General features: G+C 34.6%; 10 protein-coding genes. 7 read left to right on the forward strand and 3 right to left on the reverse strand.

The window, feature by feature from the left end; all coding sequences use genetic code 11:
• The first annotated feature begins 39 nt into the window (after positions 1–39).
• The 7 genes from ABVM52_RS09115 to ABVM52_RS09145 all read left to right on the forward strand — a co-directional run bounded on the left by ABVM52_RS09115 (position 40) and on the right by ABVM52_RS09145 (position 7264).
• Positions 40–453: a response regulator gene (locus ABVM52_RS09115; protein ID WP_405379731.1), complete on the forward strand. Its 414-nt coding sequence runs from the start codon at positions 40–42 to the stop codon at positions 451–453.
• Between the two features lie 157 nt (positions 454–610).
• Positions 611–898 carry a hypothetical protein gene (locus ABVM52_RS09120; protein WP_405379733.1) on the forward strand — a complete coding sequence of 96 codons (288 nt, stop codon included), beginning with the start codon at positions 611–613 and terminating at the stop codon, positions 896–898.
• Positions 899–1312: 414 nt separating this feature from the next.
• Positions 1313–1951, forward strand: a complete 639-nt coding sequence (locus ABVM52_RS09125; protein ID WP_405379735.1) for a hypothetical protein — start codon at positions 1313–1315, stop codon at positions 1949–1951.
• 244 nt (positions 1952–2195) lie between these two features.
• Positions 2196–2987 carry a hypothetical protein gene (locus ABVM52_RS09130; RefSeq protein ID WP_405379737.1) on the forward strand — a complete coding sequence of 264 codons (792 nt, stop codon included), beginning with the start codon at positions 2196–2198 and terminating at the stop codon, positions 2985–2987.
• 29 nt (positions 2988–3016) lie between these two features.
• Positions 3017–6082, forward strand: coding sequence for a SpaA isopeptide-forming pilin-related protein (locus ABVM52_RS09135; RefSeq protein WP_405379739.1), 3066 nt, complete (start codon positions 3017–3019; stop codon positions 6080–6082).
• On the forward strand, positions 6082–6663 hold the full coding sequence (locus ABVM52_RS09140) for a hypothetical protein (protein ID WP_405379741.1): 582 nt from the start codon (positions 6082–6084) through the stop codon (positions 6661–6663). Before ABVM52_RS09135 ends, ABVM52_RS09140 begins: the two co-directional genes overlap by 1 nt.
• Before the next feature lie 7 nt (positions 6664–6670).
• Complete coding sequence (locus ABVM52_RS09145; protein ID WP_405379743.1) at positions 6671–7264, forward strand: hypothetical protein; 594 nt, start codon at positions 6671–6673, stop codon at positions 7262–7264.
• Positions 7265–7362: 98 nt separating this feature from the next.
• Here the strand turns inward: ABVM52_RS09145 and ABVM52_RS09150 are convergent, their stop codons facing one another.
• The 3 genes from ABVM52_RS09150 to ABVM52_RS09160 are packed head-to-tail and all read right to left on the reverse strand — an operon-like array spanning position 7363 to position 13338.
• Positions 7363–9138 (reverse strand): hypothetical protein, encoded by a 1776-nt coding sequence (locus ABVM52_RS09150; protein WP_405379745.1) that lies wholly within the window; start codon positions 9136–9138, stop codon positions 7363–7365.
• Between the two features lie 9 nt (positions 9139–9147).
• Complete coding sequence (locus ABVM52_RS09155) at positions 9148–10449, reverse strand: DUF4249 family protein (RefSeq protein WP_405379747.1); 1302 nt, start codon at positions 10447–10449, stop codon at positions 9148–9150.
• Positions 10450–10491: 42 nt separating this feature from the next.
• Positions 10492–13338 (reverse strand): TonB-dependent receptor, encoded by a 2847-nt coding sequence (locus tag ABVM52_RS09160; protein ID WP_405379749.1) that lies wholly within the window; start codon positions 13336–13338, stop codon positions 10492–10494.
• Positions 13339–13848 lie beyond the last annotated feature (510 nt).

Raw genomic sequence — 13848 nt, forward strand, 5'->3', positions numbered from 1 at the left:
ATAGCTAAATAATACACCTTATTAAACCACAATTTTAACATGGAACAGACTTTATCCATAATGTTCATAGAAGACGATATTGTTGAAAAGATGAAATTTTATAAAACATTGTCTATTCTAAATATGGGTCATGAAATTATTGAAGCAAATAACGGAGAGCATGCTTTGGAAATATTAAGTGAAAATGATTCTTTGCCTGATTTAATTCTTTTAGACTTAAGTATGCCAAAAATGAACGGACTTGAATTTTTGGAGGTTTTAAAAAGTAATGAATTTTGGAAATATATTCCTACGATTATACTTACAACCTCTTCAAATCATAGAGATATTTTGACTTCATATAATATAGGTATGGCCGGTTATTTTACAAAACCTTTAAGGTTTGAAGATTACGTTGAAAAGATTAAAAGGGTTGTGTCTTATTGGAGTTTTGCCGAACTCATTGAAAATTAGAATCTTTAGAAGACCTAACACCCAACCAACACTATTCAAATTTCTTTAAGGACGGTTTCTTTACATTGGTCTACATCAATCTTCCATCCATCGACAAACCAGTAAATTTTTTTTCAATTTATTGGAATTTTATCCCCAGAGAATCAACAGTATGATTATGAAAAAAGCTATATGCAATACATTGGATATTAAAGGTCATTTTACTAGCAGTAACGTTTTTGAGTTACAGGATAAAATAGAATATGCCCTCCATACCAATGATATTCTTACCCTAAACCTAAAACAATTAGTTGAAGTGGATTTGGTCTGTGCTTTTATGTTATTCATATGTATTGTAAAAGCAAACAAGAAAAACAAAGAAATCAAACTTCAGAACCTGGAAAACAATGCTATTAAGGAGGTTTTTCAAATGATAGGTCTAAACCGTTATTTAGGTACCATTTAGTTTATAGTTTTATTAATTCTTCCTTTCTGCCTTTAATATACTTGCAGTTAGCTATTGCCTAAGGGCAAAGTACTTTTCTATTCCTTGTAGTTTCTACGTATAAAATTAAGTTTATTGGCTTTATTAGGTTGCAATTATAGGTATAGAATACTCCGTGTTTGGTTCATTAGTACGCTACATACTTTAATTTCTAAATTCTCTTGTAATTAAGCCATTCTACCCTTGCTAAGGTTTTATTGTTCTTGGTAAATAACATGGGTCAATTTTACTAAATACGGACCTAACTTAATTTGCTAAAAGAACAAATCGTTTTACTCGTCTACAGCAAATGGTAATCCAAAGTATGTAACCATTTAATTTTTTGCTTAGAACCTACTTTTACAGTGTAAATAATAAACATATTAAATTTTAATCATGAAAAAACTTAACCTATTTATTGCAGCTACGATTATGGTTGCTGCTCAAAGCTTAACTGCACAAGACAACAATGATACCAATGTTGCAACTCATCAATTAGATGTAAATGTACCTGAATTGGCCATATTGGATATTTATGACGCCAATACCGGCTTTGAAGCTGGCCCTATCTTGTTTGATATGACAAACGTGTCCTTGGTAGGAACAAACGCTGAAGCTGGTTTATATGCATTTCAGGATATTGACTACCAGAATCTATATCTTAATTATACGAGTGTAACTGGCCAAGCAGGTTCTGGATTTGATGTTACTAGACAGATTGATGTTCAATTTGAACCCGGTAGTACGTTTCCCGGAAACCTAGATTTAAGAATTACACCAGAGGCGCCGGTAATTGTAGCTAATGGAGGTACTGTAAATTCCGCTGGTATTGTAACTCCTGGTGGAGTGGCATTAGGGGCAACTACCCCAATTGGTACAGATGCTATGTTGGTAAACAGTATAGAAAGCGTTTATACAGGTGATGAAAGTTTTGGAGTTAAATTAACGTACACATTGGAACAGAACGGAAATTTTTCCGGGTATGAAGCTGGTCTGTACCAAGCTACCTTACGTTATACTTTATCAGATTTGTAGATTATAAGAATTGTGGTTGGGAGAAGAAGGTCTCTTGTTTTTATAACAAGGGGCTTTTTTTATGTGCTTTGGTAATCAGGGAAATAACATACCTCTAATAAATACAAACAATGAACGACAATTTGGTTCCCATTGGTCTAAATCAATTGGTTATCCACCGAAACTGGCCGGAATAGCTAATTATACCGCACTAAATTTGGTTGCAACGATAGTAATACTACAAAAAACTTTAAAACTATTTATTATGAAAACAAAAATCCTAACCGTATTCACTTTGTTTTTGATTGTCACTAAAACATACTGCAGCGTCGTAGTAATGAACGGTCTTACCCATACTTATAGCGGAGTGTCCGGTGATGTTATTACGGGTGAAATTGTACTTATCAATAGTGCGGACGAAGCACAGCGAGTTACTTTTGAACTTAACGATATTATTTTTTCCTGTACGGAGAATAGAATTTTTACTTCAGAATCTACCCATTCACAGTCTTCTGTAGACTGGTTCAGTGCAGAACTAATGGATAAAACATTAAGGCCCAAAGAAAAATATATTTACAGATTTACCATTTCTATACCCAGCGATCAAAATTTAAAAGGTTCTTTTTGGTCCACACTAATGGTTAATGTTGAGAAACCTATTAAAGAGGAAGCCTTAAATTCTAAAGTTGGTTTAGATACCAAAATTAGATATGCCGTAGCACTTTTAACCGATGTTAATTTAAAGGATGAGGTTAATATCGATTTTAAATCCATAGATCTAAATAATGAGGATTCCCAGAGTAAAAAAGAGTTGTTCGTTAAGGTGTCTAATGAAAGTAAATTTATTGAAGGTGTTAAGTTAACGCTTGAGGTGTATGATCAGGACGGGGAAAAAATATATGAATCCGAGACGGATAGAAATATGGCTTTTCCTGGTTTTTGTAGAGACTTTAAGTTAGACGTATCTAGCCTAGCTATTGGTGAATATGAATGTGTATTGATAGCGGAATCCAGAGAAGAGTTCATTGGGGCAAATATTACCCTGACCATAGATTAAAAATTCTCTAACCAACTGCAACCCAAATCATGAAAAATGTACTTGCATATTTACCTACCCTGTGCTTTTTTTTATATTCATGTGCTGAATATGAAGAAGTTATGGATGTTGATGCTATAAAGGATAGTATATCAGTTTCAAATGAGAATCGAGAAATAGCCATAGAGCAAAACTCAAGGTCAGCTATGAATGATAGTACTAGGGTCTATGCTAATATGGAATATACAGGGACTGTGGACTATTCTCCCTCACTAAGTAATGATGAAACTTTGAAATCTATAAAAAGCAACTCAGATAGCATTAGCAATCAAGAATCTTATCAAGTAATTAATAACATAGAACCGTTTGCCAATGAGCCTGAGATAGATGCTATAAAGCCAAAAAAGATTGTGGTAAATGCTATGAACAATCAATTTATTAATAATGTAGAAAATGCTACTACGCTTTCCAGTGGTTTTATTATTAAGATATTAAATGATAATGTTTTAGATACCAATGAAAAGCACACCCTCTTGGTTGAAATTGAAAACACTAATAACACGGTAGAAACTATAGATATAGCTGCTAAACTTCCTAAAGATTGGACATTAATATCCATAAGTAGTTTAAAACCCTTTAAACCCAATCAAAAACGTAATGCTATTATTTCCTTTTTCATCCCCGCAAATAGCCCATCTGGAAATGTTACGGGTAAACTTTATGTAAAGAACAAAAAATATAATGAGCTACAGTATTTTGATATACCGTTTAAAGTAGCTAACAACTATGATCTAGAAATGTTGAATGTTAATATTCCACAGAATGTACAGGCAGGTGAAACTATAGAAGCTACTTATCTTATAAAGAACAATGGTAACACCGTTCAAGAGATTTCACTTAAAACATCAAATACCCTTTTAGGAAACTCAGAGTATATAATAGCACCGGATTCTACGGTAATTGTAAAGATTGGACAAAAGACAAGCAATAAAATTTTTACGTTAAGAAATAGTAGTGTAAACCTAGAAGCCTTTAGTGCTACTTCTGGTAAAACCATCAGTGCTTTTAATAGTTTTAAAATTTTTCCGGTTAAGATAAAGCAAGAGGACAACTACTTTAGATTCCCTATAAAAGCGGGTGTTTTTTATAATAGTTTTACCTCAAAAAATGAACACTTCTCTACAGTTTCAGCTGAGGTTACGGGTAATGGATATTTAGACGTAAATAGGGAGCACAATTTAAACTTTATTTTAAGGGGTCCAAGACAAGAGAATTTAAGACGCTTTGCGGTAACGGACCAGTATAGTTTAATCTATTCCTATAAAGACAAAACTACCCTTTATCTTGGTGATCATAGTTACTTTATAAACAGGTTGGGTTTTAATGGTAAATATGGAATGGGTTTTAGATTGGACCAGAACATCAAAAATTGGACACTTTCTACTTTTTATAATAAACCCCGTTTATATGATTTTGATGCAGAAGCGCTCTACGGAGTTAAAGCATCTTATTTTGCCAATGAAAATTTAAGTGCAGGGGTGTCGCTCGTAAAATCTAAAAGAGTGGACAATTTCACGAACAAAATTGTTTCTGACAATTCAATTGAGAAGGGCCAAATAATGACCTTAAATCTGGACTATTTGAAAAGAAATACCCAGTTTAAAGCTGAGGTGTCTGGTAGTGTCACCAATAAACATTCAGATTATGCCAATTATTTCAATTTGGTCCAGAAAATAGACAACCTAACTTATTCAGGAAATTTTACTGTAGCGGGCAAGAATTATTTTGGTACATTGAATAATAGCGTACAATTCTCCAATAGCTTAAACCTTAACGTTAACAAATGGAACTTTACTTTAGGTCAAGGGCTCTATAAGGTGAACAAAACTTTAAATCCGTTATTTTATGCTGCAGAACCTTACTTTGAAAATTACTTTGCCTTATTGGGCTACCGGTTCAATAACAAGCACTCCATAAATTTTAGGCTCGATAAAAGAATTAGGGAAGATCAACTAGAACCAAAAAACTATCACTATAAAGAGTATGGACTTAATTACGGCTACAAATACAGAAATGATAGGTTTATGGTCAATTTTAATGGTCGCATTGGTCAGACCCAAAATTTATTGACCAGCAGTGAGTTTTATAGAGATACCTATTCGCACAATTTAAATTTATCCTATAGATTTTTTAAAAATTTAAAAATACAAGGAAGTTTTAACCACAATTATAGTAATAGATATGGCAACTCAAATTCTAACCTTAATTATTTGAGATATAATGCAGGATTTAACTATAGACTTAATAAAAGCCTAAGGTTCAGTGCTAATTATAATAGCGGTTTTAGTCCTGAGGACACCTATTTAAAAAGAGATTACATTAATGCCAACCTTACGGCAACCATTAATAGAAGTCACCAGTTTCAACTTCAAGCAAATTATTTTGAAAACCCTGGAACCATCAATAACAAGGAACTATTTACCTATGCCAAATATACCTATGCATTTGGAGCTCCATTAAAAAAAGTTTTACAACAAGGAGGTTTAATTGGTAAAGTTGTAAGTAATGATGATACGGTCAACGTCAAGGGCATTAAAATTATCGGTACCGGTAAAACGGTAATGACAGATGCTGATGGAAATTTTGAATTAAACAATTTACCATTAGGTAAAAACTACATTCTGGTAGAGGAGTCTACGTTACAGAAAGGGGTCATAACATCGGCTAGAATACCGTATGAAGTGCAAGTTGCAGAGCATAAAAAAGCATCTTTAGAAATACAATTGGTTAAAGCGGCTAGTGTATCGGGCCAATTTGAATATGCAGAAACATATGATGAAAGTTTTAACCTAGAGGGTTATATTAAATTGCATAATAGTGATTTTACGTATTATTCTGAGTCAAATAAACAGGGTCAATTTTCCTTTGATCAAATTGTACCTGGTAATTATACCTTGTCACTTATAAGATTCAAGGAGAATAATAAGGTTTTGGTAATGGATAGTGCAATTGGCGTAAACTTAAACGCGGGAGAAAAGTTACGGGCAGTTATTAAATTAAAAACTATGGCCAGAAGAATTAAGTTTAAAAGTAAGAACTATAAAGTAGGTAAATAATGAGATATATTACTTCATATATTGCGGTTATAGTACTTGTATGCTCTAGCAATTTCTTAGGGGCACAGGAAACTTTGAATGCGAATGATCCAAATACGTTTATTTTTGGAGGGGATCAGCAATCAAATACATTGTCAGTAGAACTACTTCCTATTGCAATAGTTGATGTAGAACCAGACCCAAGTACCGGTATTTCCGGTGGGGCTGATTTATCATCTTTAGAGGCCGGTCTTCCCTTTGCCGGTGGGGCTGATAATCTTGATGGGTTGTGGTTAAACTTTACACATAGAGCAGAGAATTTTCAGAATGCAAGAATATTCGTCTCTAGTAATCAACCCGTACCGGATGGTATGACTATTACCGTTGAAATTATAGCAACAGGTATAGGTGGTGAATTTCCTAAAAACCCTCGTTTTGGGCAGGTAACTATTGGTCCTATAGAAGAGGTCATCGTATATGACTTTGCAAATGGTTACACAGGAGACGGTCTAAGCAATGGATATCAATTAAAATATACAATAGATAACCCTGGGGCTGTTTCATTGCCAAATGGTTTTGAAATCGTTTATAGAATTCAATAATAGCACTATGAAAAAATATATATTAGTACTTGTGGCGGTATTGTTTTCAATGACAATGAAAAGTCAATTACTTCCTGGAACTTTAGATGTGTCCGGTTTTCCAAATGTTTCACAAGGAGTAGATGATTTGATAGAAGAAGCGGGTTTAAATGATGGTGAAATAGGGTTTGAAAGTAATTTTGATGCCTCATTAATTAGTTTTAAACTAGATTCATCGGGTGAATTTCAATTTAGCACTACATCATCTGAAAATTGTTCAGAGAACGTCTATCGCTATAAAGTCTTTATGCATACAACGGGGGCTCCACAACATATGGTTATTGAAGCAAAAACTACATTTAATAGTGGTGTTAGGTTTCCGCAAAGTGCTGCTTATGATGATTTGGTAGTGAAGCCGTTAGGACCACGAGATCTTACCCCGGAAAATGGGGGCAATTATATCACCATACCAAATGATGGTGCTTCCGCCATTAAGGTTTTTGAATTTATAGGATGTAGAGAAGATATTCCTATTCAGTTTAAAATAAAGGCCAGTGCTTTGGCTATGGCAGGAATAAGTGATTTAACGGTGCATTATACGGTAGTAGGTAGTTTAGATTAGAATTGAGGCTCTATTTGTAAATTATAAAGGGTAGTTATGATTTTGCAAACAGTACCTCCAAGCCTTTTAGAAGAATCATGTGATATCCAAAAATTAGGTTAATCGATTTCCGCATTGGATACCTTAATTCTTTTAGATACCGTTAATGGCTTACCATAAGATGTAAATCCGTTAAGTATTACTTCATAGTCCCCTTCAATATCAGAAGTGTAGAATTCAAAATCGTAGTTACTTTCATTGATTTTTAATTGTGGTTTCCAAAATAATAGATTCCTATAGTCCGGTATACGTTCGTAAGTGATATTATCCGTGCCATATTTTTGAACATAATAATTCTTTTTAGGGATAGGTCTTTTAAAAGGTACCACAGTACTGTTTGTACTACTATAACCTTCTAAGAAATCTCCTTTAAAAGTTTCTATGGATACAATACCTTGATAGTCTTTTTGGCCTAATCTAAATTGATCTCTTATTAAACTTATTTTTTCAATAGTACGGGCATCTAAACTTTTTATTTGTTCATGGTGGGGTATAAATACGCCATCAACTAAAACAATAGCAGGGAAATCATTAAACTGCTCATTGTAGTCCTTAAAGTCTTGAGCAACCTTTATATAATCATTGCCTTTCTCATCTTTTCTATACCCAGAATATTCTACAACCTCTTTAAGCGTTTCTTCAAAAGTAGGAAAACGGGTGTATTCGTCTAATAGCACTACCTCAGGCAATCCACCATCAAAAGGGTCAATAGGGTCGTTTTCTAAAATGGAGTCGGGCTTTGCGGTAAAAAACTGATTCTCAATTTGGTTGGTAATGCTTCGGTCTTTAATAGATTGGGCCATTTCATTGGTAAGTACAAAGTCTGAAAACGTTAAACCTGTTAGGTCCAGGCTTCTGGTAGTAGATTTTTCAATGCTATAGCTTTTTGCCTGATCTTCTATTTGAACTACGGCCATAGGATGTTTGTGGTCCTTAATGAAATACGAATAAAAATTTCCCTGATCGTCCGTTTGTGAAAACTTCAATAAAAATTCTTTCCCTGGAATTGAGATAACCACAGGGATATTTGCTGCTGGTGTGTTGGTTTTACTATCCTTTACTTTACCATAAAAAAGTTCTCCCCGTTGTTCGGGTAAAAAAATGCTATCTCCTACAGCTTGGGGAATCTGTTTATGGGCGTTAAAATAGTTTTTTGCATAGGTAGTTGCCAATAAGGCCGGTTCGGCACCCAAATCCTCAATTTTTTTGACTTTAATACTATATGACCCATATCCTAACGGGCCTTTATAATTTTTAACGGACAACGCAACTTTTTCTCTTGTTTGGTAGGTTAATTTAGAAGTGGTAAGAGCTATTGTAGAGGAATCTATGTTGTTGCTATTGGTAGTATTATCTTGATTTGTTAATGCTCTATTGGAACCTGGTTGCAGGGCAGACTGATCAGCCATGTACGGGTTAATGATGATAATATCATCTTTATAGACTTGAGAAAGCCCAGAGTTTTTCATCCATTGGGTATACCCTAACAATTTATATTTGCCAGAGGGTATTTTGGTCGTTACAAAAAAGTCCCCGGCACCATGACCCTTTGTCAATTTAATCTTTTGTTCAAAAACAAATTGTTTGGATTCGTTGACAAGGGCAACATAACCAATTTTACTGACATCGGTTAGTTTGTTGGTTTGTGCATTGAAGAAATGAACACTATAATATAAATATTCACCAGCCAGGAGAATAGGTCCATTGTGGTCAATATAGGCCTTTTCCTGTGGTACCTTTCTAAGCTTTAATAGGTCGGCACCATCTTTTATTATATACTGGCCCTGCATATAGCAGATACTCAATAGGAATAGGATGACTGTTATTTTTTTCATAGTATAAATTTATTCTTCCCAAAAATCTGGTACCACATTACTTCCCAACAACGTACAATCGCCACATATTCTGGGTACAAAAAGATAAGGTCCGGGACATTCACCCGTTTCTGAGTTTGGACCTACATAGCTAATTAAATCTAGATTTACCTGTTCAATAATGGACTGCGGACAAGGATTTGGTCCAGATGGGCCGCTGTAGCAATAAGATTCGTGAGACTCCGGTGCACTTTTCACTATACAATTAAAGGGGTAAGGAGGTAAAGGTTCCCCCTCGTAAAAATCAGTATAATTGAAAAACAATCTCTTTTTTGATACGGATACAACATCAAAAAAACCAATTACCGTTCCTTGCCTACCATCATCTGAGGATAGATTGCCTTCTAAAAAACCGGGTTGTACTTGTGAAAATATATTGCCGGACTGACTAAAATTATTCAATTGTTCATAGAAACCGTAGGATTCTGATCCAGCAACGGATTGGGTAACCTCTATACTATATCTGTGGGTTAAAATATAGTTGTCCTTTGCTATAAAATGGACCATAAAATTGTTTATGCCACTACTGTTGGTATTTGTATTTTGGGTCTGTATTATAGTGTTTGATAATGCATTTCCATAACAAGTCTGTTGTTCGGTTTCCCGATCTACGATCTCTAAATCATAAGTTGGTACAGGTAGGGCGCATGGATCATAATTGGTTAATTGAAAATCTTTTGGTGTCCAATTTGGCGCAATGACCTTATAGGTTTCCTCGTAAGTATACCGTAGGTTTTTTACATTCCCTTCAATTCTGGAATTATCAAGGAAAATTCCTAATCCTTCTATTCCAGAAGCATTGGTTGTTTTAGCGGCATAAATATCGGCTATAGTAGATACTCCTTCTATTTGCATGGCTTTGGAGGAATAGGTTGCGCCATCTGTAGTGGCAATATTCAACGTATAGGTATTGGAAGGTTCTGCAGCGAATGTGGTGCTGCTTTCATAAACTCCCGGACTCGTCTCATTAAAACCATATACGGTACCTGACCCATCTTGTATGGACACGGTTGCATTAGGTTCATAGGGCACCAAATCTCTATTGATGTCACGTATGGGAATATAAGGGTTGTATACGGAGTCTATACCTAAGTCAGTTAGGGTATCCATTCTGCTAAGGACTACACGGTGGTGTTTAAGTTCATTGGTCAATGTGGCTTCTACGATTAAAATTTTCGGATTTGTTCCGTTTGAGCTAATTCCTAGATCTACCTCATCTATACAGGAACCCAGCAGTGCAAAAATGGTAAGGATGAATGCTATTCTTTTCATTGAATGTTTTTTATAACATAGAGGCTTTATAACAGTATGCCTTTAAAATTTAAAGTTATAGGTGATAGAGGGTATGGGGATTGCAAAAATGGAACTTTGCAATGCCTTGACCTCCCCATTGTCTGTAACAAAAAATACGGAATACGGATTATTTCTTCCTAGTACATTGTAAACTGATATGGTAACAAAACTATGGGCCAACTTATTTTTCTTATGATTTCCTTCAATATTGACTCCTAGGTCCAATCTATAAAAATCTGGAATCCTAAAGGCGTTCCTGTCACTAAATGCCACATAGTCGGCATTGTTATATCTATATGTCCCAATAGGATATGTTATAGGGCGACCGGTTTGATACACAAAATTTGCAGAGATACTATACCTTCTTGAAAACTTATAATTGGTCACTAAACTTACATCATGGGGTTTGTCAAAATTTGACGGGAAATACGAGCCATTATTGATTCGTTCTTCACTAAAATCACTATCAAACCTATAAAAAGATCTAGAATACGTATAGCCCAACCAACCATTTAGGTTTCCGGCTTTCTTCTTAAGTAAAAGTTCAACACCATAAGATTTTCCGTCGCCTTGCAATACTTGTGTCTCTACATTTTCATTTAAAAAAAGATTGGCGCCGGTCTTAAAATCAAGTACGTTCTGCATACGTTTATAATACCCTTCCAGACTAATTTCATAGGTGTTTTCCTTTAAATTTTTATAAAAACCTAATGAGGTTTGATAACCTGTTTGTGGAGAAATATTTAAATCTGATAACTTCCACGTATCAATAGGGGAGACCGTGGTATTGTTAGATAGGGTATGTAAAAATTGATAGGAGTTATTGAAACTTGCCTTTACTGAAAAATCTGGGGTTAGTAGATATCTTGCAGAAATTCTGGCTTCGGGCCCTCCATAGGTTTTAATGGCTTCAGCATTTCCATAGCTAAGGGTGTCTTGGACCGTAGATTCGTTCTTAGGTGAATTTTCTTCATAAGTTCGTTGAGTTGCTGAGCCCAGAGCTGCAAATAAAGCAAGCCTAACCCCTACGTTTACAGTTAACTTATCGTTAAGTTGTAGCTCATTGCCAATAAAAAGTGCACTTTCTACGGCTTGTTCTTCATCTATGTAAATTGGGGAAAGGGCAGATGAATCATCCTTGGGTTCCAAGCTCCCAGGATTTACTCCATAGTATTTGGCAGAAATACCGTAATCTAAAGTATGTTTTTCATTGGCTAACTTTCGTATTTTATATTTTACCTCTGTTTCATTAATGCTATAGTCCAAATTAAAATTTGTATTGGATGAGCTTTCGTAATCAATTCCAAACCCATAGTTGCTATTGGCTAAAATTAAGGCACTTGAAGTCTTGTTATTAATTCTATGATCCCATCTAGCGGAAAAAAGACGGTTGCTATAATTGTATAATGAATCTGATGTAATACTAAAAGCATCACGACTATAATATGCAGTGGCTTTTATTTCATTGTTATCATTTATTTTATCATGATATTTAAGGATACCGTCAAAAAACGATGCATTACTATTGTTCAATGATTCCTCATCCAGCGATTTTAAAATCCAGTCCGCATATGCGCCCCTACCACCTACGATTATTGATGAACGGTTTTTCTTTATCGGTATTTCCAGTGCTAAATTTCCGGTTACGGGACCTATGGAACCTTCTCCTGAAAATTTTTCTACGTTGCCATTTTTAGTACGTATATCAAAAACGGATGAAAGCCTTCCGCCAAACTCTACCGGTATGGCACCTTTATAAATTTCCACCCCTTTGGTCGTAAAAGGATTTAATGCTTGAAATATGCCAAAAAAATGTTGGGGAGTATAAATGACCGCATCATCAAGTAAAACTAGGTTTTGGTCGGTTTTGCCTCCACGTACATTTAAACCTGTAGCCCCTTCCCCGGCAGAGGATATACCTGGCAAGGCTTTGGCTACTTGTAAGATATCACGTTCCCCTAGTACTAAAGGTATATTTTTAGATTGCTCGGAATCTATTTGTTCACTCCCTGTTATGGCTTCTTCTACATTTTTATAGGCATCTGCCTCAACTACCACTTCATCTAATTGTTGTAAGCCTTCTTCCAGAAATAAGTCTAAAGAACCGTCGTTGTACATAATAATTTCCCTTTCATCAGATGCAATACCCATGGCTCTAACGCTTAAAATATGATAGCCTGTAGGTATGGTCAAGGAATAATTACCAGTAGTATCTGTAACGGTAGCTAAATTTGTGCCTTTAATACGTATGGTCAAGTCTTGTATAAATTCACCGGTTTTAGCATTTATGGCCTTACCGGATAGTACATAATTTTCTTTTAAATCATCAAAATTGGTTTTGCCAATTTTTGCTACAGGATATTTTTTTTTGGTTTGGGTGGTTGTGTAAAAAGGTGGTGGCGGTGGTGGCTTGGTTATAGGTGTCGTATTGCTTACTTGTTCTCCACTAGTGTTTTCCTGATAAAAGGCTACGGGTAGTTCATCATAAATAATGGTGTTTTCTAAAAGAATAATGCGTTTTTCCTCTTCAATTATATAGTAGTTCAATGAAGTATTCTTTAAAACTACATCTAATATTTCAGGCAACTTTTGATCGGTAAATGAAACTGTGACCGTATCGTTATTGATCCAGGATTCCAAAAAATAGAAACGATAATCGGTTTCACTTTCCATATCCAATACTATTTGATTTAAAGGAATACGTTCATACGCTCTGGACAATTTGGTTTCCTGACTTTTAGTGGAAACGGAAAGGAACAAGAAGAGGCAAATGGTCAATGTACCTTTTATATGATTCTGACTTTTATAAAGAAATTGTAGAATATATATCAATGAGCATTTGTAACGGTTTGGTGGTTTCGTGGTCATGAAATGTAGTTGGTTGGCTAGGAACAAGATAACGAATGGATAACAATAAAAAAAACATATTGCAGGTATACATAGAGAAATAGCTAATTATTATAGTAATATAAATTTTGTCCTACCTATTTTATCAAATTATATTTTTTAATTGAATTTTTCTACGCTTATATTTTCGGGTTATGCTAAACCACAAATTTCTGATTTTAGAGAAGCCCTTAAGTGCCATCTTGTTTTAGTTAATATTTTCCTAAAAAAGAATTATATATTCCTAGTCAAGTAGGAAAAAGATTATAAAAATGCGCTCAGTACTGTTTTTTATTGAGGTTATTATAAGGAGTAATAGGTATAAAAAATATTAGTGTAGTTTTTACACAAAGGTCAGAATATTTTATTTCAATCAATAGATATGAATACTTCGTAATCAAATTTAATCCTCAATAGTGTATGAAAACATTAGATATAATGAGATTTGTTGAAATTTTCAACTGTGCTTTTTTGTTGCATTTATGGTTTGAA

The sequence above is a fragment of the Maribacter sp. LLG6340-A2 genome, assembly GCF_045057105.1.
Lineage (GTDB): Bacteria > Bacteroidota > Bacteroidia > Flavobacteriales > Flavobacteriaceae > Maribacter.